The sequence below is a fragment of the Bradyrhizobium sp. 87 genome, from assembly GCF_023073015.1.
GTDB classification, from domain to species: domain Bacteria; phylum Pseudomonadota; class Alphaproteobacteria; order Rhizobiales; family Xanthobacteraceae; genus Bradyrhizobium; species Bradyrhizobium canariense_D.
Genome location: NZ_JADPIQ010000148.1, coordinates 1 through 14,362, shown reverse-complemented (window position 1 = coordinate 14,362; position 14,362 = coordinate 1). Strand labels below are relative to the sequence as shown.

The 14,362-nt window shown below is 63.9% G+C and carries 10 protein-coding genes; 6 read left to right on the top strand and 4 right to left on the bottom strand.

The window, feature by feature from the left end; all coding sequences use genetic code 11:
- The first annotated feature begins 42 nt into the window (after positions 1-42).
- The 5 genes from IVB50_RS38555 to mdlC all read left to right on the top strand — a co-directional run bounded on the left by IVB50_RS38555 (position 43) and on the right by mdlC (position 6,805).
- On the top strand, positions 43-510 hold the full coding sequence (locus tag IVB50_RS38555) for a MarR family transcriptional regulator (protein WP_018458708.1): 468 nt from the start codon (positions 43-45) through the stop codon (positions 508-510).
- Between the two features lie 46 nt (positions 511-556).
- Positions 557-2,266, top strand: a complete 1,710-nt coding sequence (locus IVB50_RS38550; RefSeq protein WP_026233641.1) for an FAD-dependent oxidoreductase — start codon at positions 557-559, stop codon at positions 2,264-2,266.
- An 89-nt stretch (positions 2,267-2,355) separates the two neighbouring features.
- Positions 2,356-3,681 carry an MFS transporter gene (locus IVB50_RS38545; RefSeq protein ID WP_026233642.1) on the top strand — a complete coding sequence of 442 codons (1,326 nt, stop codon included), beginning with the start codon at positions 2,356-2,358 and terminating at the stop codon, positions 3,679-3,681.
- 35 nt (positions 3,682-3,716) lie between these two features.
- Positions 3,717-5,162 carry an aldehyde dehydrogenase gene (locus IVB50_RS38540; RefSeq protein ID WP_247300141.1) on the top strand — a complete coding sequence of 482 codons (1,446 nt, stop codon included), beginning with the start codon at positions 3,717-3,719 and terminating at the stop codon, positions 5,160-5,162.
- A 35-nt stretch (positions 5,163-5,197) separates the two neighbouring features.
- Positions 5,198-6,805, top strand: coding sequence for a benzoylformate decarboxylase (mdlC, locus tag IVB50_RS38535; protein WP_018458712.1), 1,608 nt, complete (start codon positions 5,198-5,200; stop codon positions 6,803-6,805).
- Here the strand turns inward: mdlC and IVB50_RS38530 are convergent.
- From IVB50_RS38530 to IVB50_RS38520, 3 genes are all read right to left on the bottom strand, one after another.
- On the bottom strand, positions 6,802-8,337 hold the full coding sequence (locus IVB50_RS38530) for a hypothetical protein (protein ID WP_026233643.1): 1,536 nt from the start codon (positions 8,335-8,337) through the stop codon (positions 6,802-6,804). The genes mdlC and IVB50_RS38530 overlap by 4 nt on opposite strands.
- Positions 8,338-8,367: 30 nt before the next feature.
- Positions 8,368-9,543, bottom strand: coding sequence for a glycosyltransferase family 4 protein (locus IVB50_RS38525; protein WP_018458714.1), 1,176 nt, complete (start codon positions 9,541-9,543; stop codon positions 8,368-8,370).
- Positions 9,544-9,844: 301 nt separating this feature from the next.
- Positions 9,845-11,191 carry a polysaccharide biosynthesis C-terminal domain-containing protein gene (locus IVB50_RS38520; RefSeq protein ID WP_018458715.1) on the bottom strand — a complete coding sequence of 449 codons (1,347 nt, stop codon included), beginning with the start codon at positions 11,189-11,191 and terminating at the stop codon, positions 9,845-9,847.
- Positions 11,192-11,624: 433 nt separating this feature from the next.
- On the opposite strand from IVB50_RS38520, the gene IVB50_RS38515 reads away from it, so the two are divergent.
- The gene (locus tag IVB50_RS38515; RefSeq protein WP_018458716.1) at positions 11,625-12,848 is read left to right on the top strand and encodes an NAD(P)/FAD-dependent oxidoreductase; all 1,224 of its coding nucleotides are present in this window, start codon (positions 11,625-11,627) and stop codon (positions 12,846-12,848) included.
- Positions 12,849-12,878: 30 nt separating this feature from the next.
- Here IVB50_RS38515 and IVB50_RS38510 read toward each other — a convergent pair whose 3' ends face one another.
- Entirely contained in the window at positions 12,879-14,015 is a 1,137-nt protein-coding gene (locus IVB50_RS38510) for a GNAT family N-acetyltransferase (protein WP_018458717.1), read from the bottom strand.
- Positions 14,016-14,362: the final 347 nt, after the last annotated feature.

Below are 14,362 nucleotides of genomic sequence, written 5' to 3'. Positions count from 1 at the left end.
CGACATTTTCGAATTCAGGCGGCTTTGTAGAAGGCACATCCATTGAAAGCCAGGACATCCGGCACCGCATGGCGGCATGCCAACATCGGTCGGCTGCTCAACAACGCGGTGCGGCGCTTCGAAGGTCGTGTGCTCGAACTGATGAGCGAGAAGGGGCATGGCGAAACGAGGATCGCGCATGTCGGCCTCACACGTAATCTCGACGTGGAGGGGACCAGACTGACGGAGCTCGCCCGCCGCGCCTCCATGAGCAAGCAGGCGATGGGCGAGCTGGTCGATCAATGCGCCGAGCTCGGCTTGGTCGATCGGATCGCCGATCCGACCGATCGCCGCGCGCGCATCGTCATGTTCACGCCGGCCGGGCGCAAATGGCTCGATGCGTTCCGCGACGCGGTCGACGTCGCCGAGCAGGAGATGCGCGCCGAACTCGGCAAGGCCACGATGGATGCAATCCTGAAGGGACTGGCGGTCTATGGCGCGACGTTCGATACGCTCGATGACGCCAAGTAGTCAGGCTACTTGACGATATCGTCAGGCGACCTTACCATGCGGAATAATGCTGGTTGGGAGAAGCGCCTTGGAAACATGTCTGACGGCCTCGGTGCTCATCGTGGGTGGGGGGCCCTGCGGCCTGATGCTCGCCAACGAGCTCGGCCGGCGCGGCGTGTCCGCGATCCTGGTCGATGAAAAGCCGGGCACGGCATTCAATCCGCAAGCCAATGCGACGCAAGCGCGCTCAATGGAGCACTATCGGCGGCTGGGTTTTGCCGACGAGATCCGACGCGAAGGTCTGCCTGCGGATTATCCGACCGACGTTGCGTATTTCACGCGCTACACCGGTTACGAGCTGGCCCGATTTCAATTGCCGTCATCGTCACGCGCGGGCGAGCTCGTCAAGGGCATGTCGGGCTCCTGGAGCGCCGCCGAGCTGCCGCATCGGGTCTCGCAAAAATACGTCGAGGCGGTGCTGCGCCGCCACGCCGAACGGCTTCCCGGAATACGGCTCAGCTACGGTCATCGTCTGATCAGCTACGTCGAGAGCGGTGACGGCGTTATCGCCGAGATCGAATGTCTCGATGACAACAGCCGCTTTCAGGTCCGGGCCGACTTCCTGGTCGGAGCCGACGGGCCGCGCTCGATGGTCCGGCAATCGCTCGAGATCGTCTACGGCGGCGAAACCGGAACGCAGCGCGATTTCATGGGCGGCCGCATGCTGGCGGTCTATCTCCGTTCGCCTGGCTTCTACGCGAGCATCCCGCATGCCAAGGCGTGGATGTACAATTGCTTCAACGGCGACCGCCGCGCCTTCATGGCATCCGTGAATGGTCGCGACGAATTTGCGTTTCACACGCAGCTTCGGCCCGGGGAAGACGAGATTGCGATCACAATCAACGAGGCCAAAGCAGCGTTCCAGCGCGCTTGCGACGCGCCGATTGACTGCGAAGTGCTGTCATTCGTGACCTGGACCGCCGGCCACGCGCTGGTCGCGAACGGAATGCAGCGGGGCAGAGTGTTCCTCGGCGGCGACGCGGCGCATCTGTTCACGCCGACCGGAGGCCTTGGCTACAACACCGCGATCGAGGATGCGGTCAACCTCGGCTGGAAGCTCGCAAGCGTCGTCAAGGGTGTGAGCCCGGCGGGGCTGCTCGACAGCTATGAGGTCGAGCGGCGTCCGGTGGCGCTGCGCAACACCGATTATGCGCGTCGCTTTGCCGACTCGCTCGGTCTGTTCGCTCCCGCGCCTGACATCGAGGACGCCACCGAGGCCGGCGACGAGGCGCGGCGGACGGCGGGCGTCTATCTCGAACAGCACGCCCGCGCGGAATTCAACATTCCCGGCGTCACCTTCGGTGGGCGCTACGACGGCTCGCCGATCATCGTCTCCGACGGCAGCCAGCCGCCGCCCGATGCCGCGAACGTCTACGTTCCGAGCGCCTGTCCCGGCGGCCGCGCCCCGCATACGTGGTTGGAGGACGGCGTCTCGCTGTACGACCTGTTCGGGTTCGAGTGGACGCTGCTCCAGTTCGGCGAGGTCATGACCTCTCAAGCGTCAGTCGTCGAGACCATCCGTGCGATCGGGGTTGATGTGAAACTCGTCACGCTGCCGAAATCCCTGCGCGATCTCTATGAGGCGGATCTGGCTTTGATACGCCCCGACCAGATCGTGGCTTGGCGCGGCAGCGCGTCACAGGCTGGTACGATCGGGCGCGTCCTTGCCCGAGCACTCGGACACAACGCGAGCGACGGCGCACGGCTGGCAAGCTGATCGACTCTCGCCGTTGCATCCGACCAGCGGCTGCGGCGGCCAATAACAACAAGACAACAAAACGACAAATGACACCGGAGGAGGAAACCGTGACGACAAGAGCATTGGAGCACTACGACGACCATGCCGCCGCCGGCGCCACTGCCGAGCAGACGGCGAGCAGCCGCCGGCGTATCCTGATCGCCGGCACCATCGGCACCGCGATCGAATGGTACGACTTCTTCATCTACGGCCTGATCGCGCCGCTGGTGTTCGATCAATTGTTCTTTCCGAAGTTCGACCAGCTCACGGCGACGATTGCGGTGTTCGCGACGTTTGCCGTCGGATTTTTGGCGCGTCCGCTCGGCGGGCTTGTATTCGGCCATTTCGGTGACCGTCTCGGCCGAAAGTCCGTCTTGCTGTGTACGCTGCTCATGATGGGACTTGCGACCATGTCGATCGGATTGTTGCCGACCTACGCCAGTGCAGGCGTGGCTGCGACCGTCGCGCTCGTGGCGTTGCGCTTCGTTCAGGGGTTTGCGCTCGGCGGCGAATCGACTGCGGCGATCCTTATGGCGATCGAGACGGCGCCCGGGCACCGGCGCGGCTTCTCGGCCGCGGTGATCCAGGCCGCAGGACCCGTCGGTGTCGTGCTCGCCTCGTTTGCGGCGCTCACGATCGCGCGGCTGCCGGAAGCGGACCTGCTGTCATGGGGCTGGCGCGTGCCGTTCCTGATCAGCGCGGTTCTGGTCGCGCTCGGCGTCTATATGCGCCTGCGCATCGAGGAGAGCGCGACATTCCGAAAGGCGAAGGTGACGGAAGTAGCGCCTGTGGTCGAAGCGCTGCGGGAACATTGGCGGCCGATCCTCATCGTATTCTTCGCCGAGATGGCGCAGACGTCCTATTTCTATCTGACAGCCATCTTCACCATCTCCTTCGCGACCCGTCAGCTCGGCGTCCAGAAAGACGTCATCACGCAGGCCGTGCTGTTCGCCAATCTCGTCGGGCTCGTTGCGATGCCACTCATCGGAGCCTGGTCCGACCGTATCGGACGAAAGCGTCTGTTCTTGGCCGGCGTGGTGCTTGCAGCCATCTCGATGTTTGCATTCTACGGTGTGGTCGCGAGCCGCGACACGGTGCTGGTGACGGGCGCGGTGATCCTCGCCGCGGGGGTGATCCATCCGCTGATGTTCGGCAGCGAAGGAAGCTATTTTCCGGAATTGTTTCCGACCCGCATTCGCTTCACCGGCGTGTCGATCGGAAAGCAGCTCGGGACGGTGCTCGGCGGCGGCATTGCGCCGCTGGTCGCCACCAGCCTGTTTGCGCAGACGGGCTCCACCTACGCGATCACAGGATACTACGTTGCGCTCGCGCTCGCGGCGATGATTGCGCTCGGCTTTGCGCGTGAAACCGGAAAATCGCGGCTGCTCGGCTAGAGCGAGCGCCATTATCAACCCCAGGGAGGTTTTTCATGGACGTCAGTCTTCTCATCAACGGGCAGGATCAGGCCGCTTCCAGCGGCAAGGTGTTCGAGCGGCGCAATCCGCTGTCGCAGGAGGTCGCAAGCCGCGCGGCCGCCGCGACCGCTTCCGATGCCGACGCCGCGGTGGCGGCGGCCTCCGCCGCGTTTGCCGCATGGTCGGCGCTCGGCCCGAATGCGAGGCGAGCCCTGTTGCTGAAGGCCGCAGATGCGCTTGAGGCCAAGCGCGACGCCTTCGTCCGGATCATGATGGCCGAGATCGGCACGACGGAGATCTGGTCGGCCTTCAACGTCAAGCTCGCGACCGGCATGCTGCGCGAAGCGGCGTCGCTCACCACGCAGATCGCCGGCGAGGTGATCCCGTCGGACAAGCCGGGATGCCTCGCGATCTCCATTCGACAGCCCGCCGGCGTGTGCCTCGGCATCGCCCCGTGGAATGCGCCGATCATTCTCGGCGTTCGCGCCGTGGCGACGGCGCTCGCCTGCGGCAATTCCGTCGTGCTCAAGGCCTCCGAGATATGCCCGGGGACGCACCGGTTGATCGGCGAGGTCTTCAAGGACGCAGGCTTTCCGCCCGGTGTCGTAAATGTTCTGACCAACGCACCGGCCGATGCGCCCGCTCTGGTCGAGCGCCTGATCGCCAATCCGGCCGTGCGGCGGATCAATTTCACCGGCTCGACCCGCGTCGGTCGCGTCATCGCCGAGCTGGCCGGGCGCCAGCTCAAGCCAGTGCTGCTCGAACTAGGGGGCAAGGCGCCTCTGGTCGTGCTCGACGATGCCGACGTCGATGCCGCCGTCGCGGCCGTGGCGTTTGGCGCCTTCATCAATCAGGGCCAGGTCTGCATGTCGACCGAACGGGTGATCGTCGACGAGGCGGTAGCGGCGTCCTTTGTCGACAAGCTCGCGAAGAAAACGGCTGCGCTTCCGGCCGCCCCGCGCTCCGGTCCCGTTGTCGTCGGCTCGATGATCGACGAGGCGCCGGCCAAGCATGTCGTTGCGTTGATCGACGACGCGGTCGCCAAAGGCGCCGTCAAGCTCGCGGGCGGCGACCGGGTTGGCACGGTCGTCCCGGCCACCGTGCTCGACCGCGTGGTGCCCGGCATGCGCATCTATACCGAGGAGAGCTTTGGTCCCGTCGTCTCGGTGATCCGGGCAAGTGGCGTGGATGACGCGGTGCGGCTTGCCAACGATACCGAGTACGGCCTCTCGGCCGCCGTGTTCGGCCGCGACGTCGCGCGTGCGCTGACGGTGGCGCAGCGGATCGAAAGCGGCATCTGCCACGTCAACGGCTCGACCGTGCATGACGAGGCGCAGATGCCGTTCGGCGGCATGAAGGGATCGGGCTACGGCCGCTTCGGAGGTCAGGCCGGGATCGCCGAGTTCACCGATCTGCGCTGGATCACCATCGAGACCCAGCCGCAGCACTATCCCTTCTGACCGCGCAACAAGCGAAGCCCATCAGGACGCTATTCATGAATTCGAAAGTTCTCACGGTTCGGGAAGCGACCCTCGGTGTGCTTCGCTCCTTTGGCGTCGATCGCGTTTTCGGCAACCCCGGCTCGACCGAGCTTGCCTTCCTTGGCGACTGGCCCGACGACATCGACTACGTGCTCGGATTGCAGGAAGCCTGCGTCGTCGGCATGGCAGACGGCTATGCGCAGGCCACGGGACGAGCGGCGTTCGTCAATCTGCACTCGGCGGCTGGGCTCGGTCATGCCCTCGGCAATCTCTTCACCGCATTCCGCAACAAGACACCGATGGTCGTGACAGCCGGGCAGCAGGCGCGCAGCCTATTGCGGATGCGACCCTATCTCTTCTCCGAGGACGCCGCACAGTTTCCAAAGCCCTATGTGAAATGGAGCGCCGAACCGGCGCGCGCCGAAGATGTTCCAGCGGCGATCGCGCAGGCCTTCCTCACCGCCATGCAGCATCCCCGCGGTCCGACATTCGTGTCGGTCCCGTCGGATGATTGGGCGCGGCCCGCAACCGCTCCACCGGTCCGCTGCATCGCGACGGAGTTTGCGCCCGATCCGGCGGCGATCGTTCGGCTCGGCGCGGCGATCCGAGCCGCCAAAAAACCTATCTTCGTTGTCGGACCCGAGATCGATCGCAGCGGCTGCGTCGACGCGATGGTCGCTGTGGCCGAGCAGGCGAGCGCGGCCGTTTGGGCAAGCCCGATGTCGAGCCGTTCGAGCTTTCCGGAATTGCATCCGCTGTTCGCCGGCTTCCTTCCGGCAGCACCGGGAGGGCTCGCCCGCGCATTGCGCGGCGCCGATCTGATCGTCGTGGTCGGCGCGCCGGTGTTTACTTTCCATGTCGAAGGACAATGCGAATTGCTCGACGATGGAACGCCGGTCTGGCAGATCACGGATGATCCGACGGAAGCCGCATCCGCTTCTGTCGGTGACACCATCATCAGCACGCTCCCGAAGGCGCTGGCTGGGCTGCTGTCGGTGATGCCTGACATCGCGGAGCGCGAGGTGCCGGCCGCGCGGTTGCGGCCTGCCGCTCCTGCCGCGCAAAATCCGATTCCGCCGGGCTATGCGCTCGCCCGGCTCTCGGCGTTGATGCCGGGCGATGCGATCGTGGTCGAGGAGGCGCCGTCGCATCGCCCCGCCATTCAGCAATTCCTGCCTCGGCCCGGCGCGGACAGCTTCTACACGATGGCGAGCGGCGGACTTGGTTATAGCCTGCCGGCCTCGGTCGGCGTGGCGCTGGCGCGGCCGGGCCGCCGCATCGTCGCCCTGATCGGTGACGGATCGGCGATGTATTGCATCCAGGCAATCTGGACCGCGGTGCAACGCCGCCTGCCGATCACTTTCGTGATCATGAACAATTCAGGCTATGGCGCGATGCGCGCCTTCAGCCAGCTGATGCAGGCGCATCGCCCGCCCGGGATCGACCTGCCCGGGCTCGACTTCGTGGCGCTCGCAAGGGGAATGGGTTGTCCGGGGCAGCGCATGACCGATGTCGGCGACGTCGACGCCATCTTGACCGAAGCGTTGGCATCAAGCGGTCCCGCGCTGGTCGATATCGCCGTCGACGACGCCACGACGGACCTGTTCAGCCATCCGCGCTAGCTGGCGGCAGAGGGGCTGGTCCGCGGCGACAAGACAGCCGATGGAAATTTGCCTCCGAAGGCACGGGTCTTCGGTTGGACACGCGACCCGTCGATCACCTCGAGTTGTCCGCAGCGATTCAAGGTATGCAACTTCCTGCCGGGCCATGCTGGCCCTGGCCGCAGAGAGTGGCGGATAATCTGCTTGAACGTCGTCGGCGACAGTTCGACGATTTCCGCCAGGGCGAGCGCTGCCCCATATCCGCCGGCACAATCCTGGACCGGGCGCCACAATTTGTCATTGATGGTGACGAAATTCCCCGCAGGCCGCGTGCTCGCGCGGTCGATCAGGACCGGGTTGCTGGCATGCGGCAACCACGGGCCCATGAGGTGCTCGGCGTGATAGATCGCCAACGAATCCGAATACCCGCCAGTGCCATCGCGCCAGGCTCCGAACAGATAGTGCAGGCCGTTGTGCCGCGTGATCGTCACATCGGCGAGTTCAAGTCCTGAAAGCAGCGTCGCGTGGCGCTCCCATTTGTCCGGGAACCGAACGCATTTATAGATGGCGACGTCCCCATTGGTCGAGCTCTCCGGGATCATCCACAATGCGCCATCGTCCTCGATCAGGAACGGATAGGAGAGGTGCCAGGGCTCGTCCAATACGGGCACGACCGCTCCGACCGGGCCCTTATCGTCGAACTCGATCGCGGAAATGATTCCTTTTCCAATCCGGTGATCGAGATCCTCAAAGAAGACGAATGTTCTTCCCTGCCACGTGATGGGGAAAGGATCGGCGTAGAAGTGGTTTCCGGGATCGGCAAGGACGTTCCAGCGAGGCCCTGACAGGTCTCCGGTCTGCCAGACGCCTGCGCCCTTGTTGATGCGCCATCCGACATGCCAATGCGGGGCATAGCAGCAGAGGCGATAGATCTCCTTGGCGATCGATATGGTGAGGCCGCGCGCGACATAAGCCGTTGGCGGGCGGCCGTTGTCCGCTCGGGCCGGTCGTGCCAGCTGCGGCACGATGCGCGGTCGTCCCGACAGGATGGCGGCCACCATGGTCAGGGTTCGCGCCATGACCGTTTCCAGGCCCCCGCTCAGACCGGCCGCGATTTCGGCGGAGGGATGGCCACGATCGAGGACTGCACCGTCGACCTCGTCGACGATTTCGATCACCGGCAGATCGCCGGCGAGAATGGCGGCAAGAGCTGCGTTTTCGCCTGCCACTCCATTGAACAGCGGGCGGAGATACTGCCGGGCGGAGCAGTTCGGATCCCGCGCGCCACCGGTGAAATCGACGACGACGTCTGCCGTGCCGGCGCGAGCCTGCATCCGGTCCGGACTGATCTTCAGCCTTTCGGTGCCGCTGTGTTTGCCCTTGTGCAACACCAAACGTTCGAGCTCGAACAGCATGTCGAGACCCGCCGGCCGCGGCTCCGCCGTTGCCGTCCACGCGATCTGGACCGGTACATCCCGCCCGTCGATCGACAGCGTCTCGCGGCCCATCCACCGCCGCGCATTCTCAATTTCACAGCGAAACTCGATGGTCATGTCGAGCCGATCCGTTTCCATGCGCCCCGATCAAATGACCTGGCCGAGAATTCGAACGTATTCCTCCACCATGGCGTCCACTGAATAGCGCAGCTTCAGGCCTTTGGCGTTTTGCCGCAGTTCGTCGCTCAGTCTTTGGTCCGTCAGGAGCCTCGAGACGGCCGCTGACAGCTTGGCGTGATCGGAGGTATCGACGAACAGCGCTGTCGGCTTCCCTTCGACGGACAACACTTCGCGCAAGACCGGAAGATCGGTGACGACCGAGGGAACGCCGGCGTTTGCAGCCTCCACAGCGGCGAGGCCGAAGGTCTCCGCCTGCGTCGGAAATACGAACACGTCGAGAGCGGCGAGAAACTCCGCCATCTGGCGCGGGGTGATTTCGCCGAGCAGATGCAGCCTGTCCGATACTCTCAGCTCATCCGCCAACTGCCGCAGCCGGGCCTCGTCGGCTCCCTGGCCGGCCAGCGCGAGATGCCAGGATGGTTGATCCGGCAACAGACGTATCGCCGCGTCGAGCCGCTTGTGCGGGTGCAATCTTGCTGCGCAGCCGAGCAGGGGGCTATCCGGCGGGAGATTGAACTTCTGTCGCGCAGCTTGCTTCGACAGGGTGAGCGCCTTGTCGTCGAAGCCGTGCGGGACATGCACCATGCGCGCGCGATAAGCCCTGGGGTAGCGCGAATACTCGCGCTGCATGTCCAGCGAGTTGAGCGTGATGCGGTCGAAGAAGCCGAGGCTGCCCATGACGATGTCGGCCGTACGGACCGGCCAGCTCATCGACAGCGCGGATGAAACCTGATTGGCGATGACAGGTGCGCGGCAGATCAGGCGCGCCACACCGGCGCCGATGACATTGCCGAAGTGCTGAAAGGTCAGAACGGCGTCAGGCCTGGTGGCCCTGATATGGCGGCCGAGCGTCCACAGCATTTGCAGCAGCGCCAGCGGATTTCCCGGCCGGCTCGACGCGCAATAGACCGTGTGGGGCGGCTCATCGAACGAATCCGACTTGCGGAAGAAGAAAAGATTGGTGACGCGATAGCCGCGGGCGGTCAGCCCGGCGCCAAGCAGGCGCGAGATCTCCTGCGCACCGGCGTTCTCAGCCTGGGTCTGTACGAGCAGCACGTGCGGCTTGCGTCCGCCACCGTTGGGCGACGGGAGTGCTGTCGCAGTCGTCTCGCCCAACGCCTTGTTTGGCTGGTAATGCAGCACGGACCCCGACCCATTAGAGAAGCGAATTTTTCACCTTCTTAACTCCGTATCTACCATGCGGGCATCGCGCGGACACCGACTAGCAATAAACGGAGTTAATGCGCCCTGCCGCAAGGGCATGAGGGAATTCCGCTGGTTCCGACGAAGTGCAGAGGACGCGGGCAACCGCCGATTAACCATCGATATTTGGGTTGGAGCGGGCCCACTAAAGCATATGAAAACGACGCACATTCCGCCGGTGCGCCGACGGCTGCTGGTGCGCTCTCCTTCATGCGGGACACGCGCGACATATGCTGACGCTCTATTCGCCGGAGTCCGCGCCACGGACCGCGTAGGCGCTGGGCTTCGATGCGGAGAAGCGCAGAAGCCCTAGAATCGAAGGATCGACGCCGGTTCGCCGGCGACAGAGGATGTTGAGGACGATGGTCGCTAACGCGAGCGACACAGTGGCCGAGATCGCTGCGCCAAGAACGCCGAGCCAGGGAATGAGGACGAGAAATCCAACCAGCCGTAGCGCTACGTTCCCGGCAATCACGGGGACATACTCGCGCTCATGGCCGGTCAGTTGCAATATCGCCGCAGACGGACCGCCCGCCGCCTGGACCGCCGTTCCGATCGCGAGCACGATCAGGACCCAGTGCTGCGCAGCGAAATGTGGCCCGAACAAGTTGAGTAGATGGGGACCTCCAACCCAGATCAGGAGGAGTCCGCTGACCACGCACACCGCGGTCACTTCCGCCATGAGCCGCAACGTTCGCTCGAATTCCTGATGGTTCTTGCTGAAGTACAGCGAGGGGAGCCGACGTGCGCCAAAGCTGTACAATGCGGCCGACAGCATGGCGAAGATGTTGGCCAGGCGCGAAGCGGCAAAATAAATTCCGGCGGTTGCCGGGTCCAGCATCCAGTAGACCAGAATGACGTCGAAATACTGGTTCGCGGCTTCGAGAATGGATGCGACCCAGAAATGAAGCGCGCTCGATCTCCAGCGCGACGGCTCGGAACGCACCGCCGTGCCGCGGAAATCCGGTAGAACTCGCGCAATCGCGATGATCTGTGCGACCAGTCCGACCGACATGGCAATCGTCATCACGGCGATCAATTCGGCGGGATCAAGCTGCCGATGGCCGAACATGATTGCGAGCAGAAACAGCACCACGCTGACTCGCCAGAAGAACTCCCTGTTTCCTTCCCCCATGAGAATGCTGACCAGCGAGCGTGCGATCTGGCTGCCAAGCATCAGTCCGGCATTCACGGCTGTGTAGGCCGACACCGCGACAACCAGCAGCCACGAGGCGCCTTTGATGTTCGCGCCGATCGCGATTGCGCCGATCGCAATCAGCATCGCGACGGAGGAAATCTTGAAGCTCGATAGCAGCACGCCCTTGGTGAGATCAGGCTGATTTCCCACCCGATACTCGTTCAGAAATCGCACCAGCAGCGATTCCTGGCCCACCAGACCGACGACCGCTGCCATCTGGGCGACCGAAAGCCAGGTCGCAAAGATGCCAAACCCATCGGGCGACATCGTTCGTGCCGCAAGCGAGAACAACGCGAACGCAAGCGCGCCGCTACCAACCTTGAGAAGGATGGTTCCGGCAACACCGCGCGTCACGTCGCGCCGCATGAACTGGACGATGGATTCGATCATGGAGATTTAAGGGGCAACTTCCCCTGAAGAGACATTTTCCGATTACCTGCGACAGCCTAGCATGCCGAAAAACCGCGAGTGTTAATGGACGGCCTCCATGATCCCGCCGGCCGCGGCGACGTCGCGGCCATGCCTGTTGCTTCACTATGGAACATCGCTGACCCCATTGTCCCAGATAGAGCAAAGTGCGGCCCGGTCGCGTGGCGGCAGAGCGCCGCATCGACGGCCGATGAGGCGAGATGAGCCGTTGGAATGCGGACCGGCTCGGCGGGAATGGCCATCCCGAGCAAGGCGCGTGCCGGATCTCATCGGGCCGGGCAGGTCTCCGCTGCGTTAACCGAGATATCGAGAAATGATCGCGTTTGGTCCTGCGATGCGACATCAGGCGAGAGAATTGCACGGGCAACCATCGTTGACCGTGGGAGCCTGGACCATGACGGCGGATAGCAACGTGACCGAGCCGAGCGCTGGATCTGCGACCGCGGCGATCGTCGTCGACATCGCGATCGTCGGCGGCGGCCTTGCGGGCTCGCTCGCGGCGGCCGTGCTCGCGCGGGCAGGGCATCGTGTCGCTCTCGTCGACAAGCGCGCGGTCCATCCGGACGAGTTTCGGGTCGAAAAAATAGGCGGCCGTCAGCTGGAGATGTTGCGCAAGCTGGGCTTCCTCGATGCGCTCGACAACGTGGCCTGTCGATATGATCAGGTGCTCAACATCAGGGAAGGCAAGGTGGTCGATGTCAGCGTCGGCCGGGCTTACGGGCTTCCATATGCCGATCTCGTCGCCATGGCGCGCAGCCAGCTGCCTGATCCGTCCAGCCTCATTGTCGATGAGGTCACTGCGGTCAATTGTCGCGACGATCTCCAACATGTCGAGCTCGCGTCAGGGGGGCGCATAACTGCGCGCCTCGTCGTGCTGGCCACGGGCATGGCGGGCGTGCTCGGCTACAAGCTCGGCATCAAGCGGCGCGTGCTGGCCGAGCGCCATTCGGTTTCGTTCGGCTTCACGATCGCCCGCCGCGACCACGCGCCGTTCGATTTCGAGGCGTTGACCTGTTATGGGGAGCGCACAGCGGACGGCATCGATTATCTCAGCCTGTTTCCCGTGCGTGCCGGCATGCGGGCAAATCTCTTCATGTTCCGAGACCCGACCGATCCGATCATGCGCGAGCTGCGCCGTGAACCGGAGGCGACGGTCTTGCGCCTGCTTCCGGGATTGCGGCCCTACCTTGGCGACTTCCACGTGATCGACCGGGTGCAGAATTGGGTGATGCACCTGTCCGTCGTGGAAGGACATCTCCAGCCCGGAGTCGTGCTCATCGGTGATGCGTTCCAAACGAATTGTCCGGCCGCCGGCACGGGCGTCGCCCGTCTGCTGGTCGACGTCGAGCGCCTCTGCACCGAATATGCGCCGCGTTGGCTCGGGACCGAGGGCATGGGTCGGGAGAAGATTTCTGAATTCTATTCCGATCCCGACAAGGTCGCGGCGGACCAGCAGTCACTGAAGATGGCGCGCTTCCGGCAGGCCCTGACGTCCCGCAACGATATTGGCTGGGACGTGCGGCGGCGGCTGCACTTCCTGCGACGCAGTATCACCCACCGGCTCGATCAGATGCGGCCCGGCTGGCTCGCGCAGGTTCGAAGCGCGCTACGCGCCTGAGAGCGGCACCCGGTCGGCCCCTCGCACCGGTCAGCGCGTCGGCGTTGAGGTCCGGGTCGGCAGGAACCTGAACTCCGACATCCGCTTGGCGGCCAGCTTGAGCCAAGGCGCCTGTTTCAGTGCGAACAAGGAGATGGCGCCCGTGGTGCTGCCCGCCTGCGTGACCGTCCACATCGGTGAAGGCTGAGCGCCGAACTGCTTCTTGTAGGGCTCGTCGCCGATGGTGAAATCGAGCATCTGATCCCCGCGCTCGATGCAATCCTTCGCCACCTGCTCGAACATCAGCGCGCCCAAGGACTGGCTTTTGTATCCGGCAATGTCGAAGGCGCCCATGATCACGAGGAAGCTGCCGTGATGGCTGAGTCCGAGCACGGCTGCGATGACCTCGCCGTTCATCTTCATCGCATAGAGCCGGACAAAGGAGCCGAGGCCGCGCTGCGCCACGTCGGAATAGAAGCCGTAATATTCGGGGCGCTGGAGCAGATCTCCGTCGCCGTGTGCCTGAAAGCGCGGCCCGCGAAATTTCTTCATCACGTCCAGCACCTCCAAGACAGCGGCACTGTCGCGGCAGCATGAAAAACTCAAGTCCCCCTTCTTCTGGAGCTGCCGGGCTTTCTTTGCGAGCTCCTTCTGGTAGGAACGGTCCAGCGCACTGGCGCGCCATTGCTCGAACGGCGCGACCAGAACGGTCGCATAGGCATTGGTGTCCATCGCTATGCGGCGGGGCGCAGCCAGCAGGTTCTCGATCGGAAGCCGTCCATCCGGCAGCTTGGTCATCCGGAGCAGATCGAACGGGCGGACGAGGCACCGGATTTCTGCGCAGGCACTCTCGTCCTTGAGCAGCTCGGAAAATACCTGCGGGCTGCATACGGGCGCGAGGTAGTCGGAAACGCGGAGGTCGGCGAATTCGACGGTCCGTATCGGGCCGCGCCGGATCCGCAGCAAGGGCAACACCATCGCAAGGGCGCCCGTCGCGCGGTGGCGGACCACGACAACCAGAGGAGTTGCGCTCACATGAGACGCGAGCCTGGTGTAGAGGGTGTCGAGCCAAAGCGGATGCTGGAACGCGGTGGCGGCCGAGTTGTCGAACAGCTCCGCGTAGTCCGGCGACAGGAAGTCGAATCCCTGCTCGATGGCGATGTCGAATGTGTTGCTAGGTCTGTTCATACGCAACCAAGAAAGCAGATGGCTCGGGACGATTGATGGAGCCGGATCTACGCTCTATAGCAGGGTCGTTACGGGGGAGACACCGGCGGCGTATGATTTGCATTAATCCTTCGAGCGAGGCGCGTATGGTTACCAAACCGCTAATTCCTCATCGAGCGGCCTCGCAGCCGAAACAGCCACGACCGCGTCAACCCCCCTCGTCAGAAATATTCCACTTTACCGAAATTCGGTTTTAGCGTATGTGTCGTCCATCCCGGCTCATCCTTGAGGGGCGATCTTGTGGTCGTCATGTTCGCGAGCCGGGCTTGCGGTGGACGCGGCAGCGTTCGGGTGCGAGAGGCCAAGGG

Bases quoted from the DNA above. Each gene is read 5' to 3' on its own strand.
- IVB50_RS38550 (WP_026233641.1), top strand. From the start codon at position 557: ATGCTGGTTGGGAGAAGCGCCTTGGAAACATGTCTGACGGCCTCGGTG.
- IVB50_RS38540 (WP_247300141.1), top strand. From the start codon at position 3,717: ATGGACGTCAGTCTTCTCATCAACGGGCAGGATCAGGCCGCTTCCAGC.
- mdlC (WP_018458712.1), top strand. From the start codon at position 5,198: ATGAATTCGAAAGTTCTCACGGTTCGGGAAGCGACCCTCGGTGTGCTT.
- IVB50_RS38530 (WP_026233643.1), bottom strand. From the start codon at position 8,337: ATGACCATCGAGTTTCGCTGTGAAATTGAGAATGCGCGGCGGTGGATG.
- IVB50_RS38520 (WP_018458715.1), bottom strand. From the start codon at position 11,191: ATGATCGAATCCATCGTCCAGTTCATGCGGCGCGACGTGACGCGCGGT.
- IVB50_RS38515 (WP_018458716.1), top strand. From the start codon at position 11,625: ATGACGGCGGATAGCAACGTGACCGAGCCGAGCGCTGGATCTGCGACC.
- IVB50_RS38510 (WP_018458717.1), bottom strand. From the start codon at position 14,015: ATGAACAGACCTAGCAACACATTCGACATCGCCATCGAGCAGGGATTC.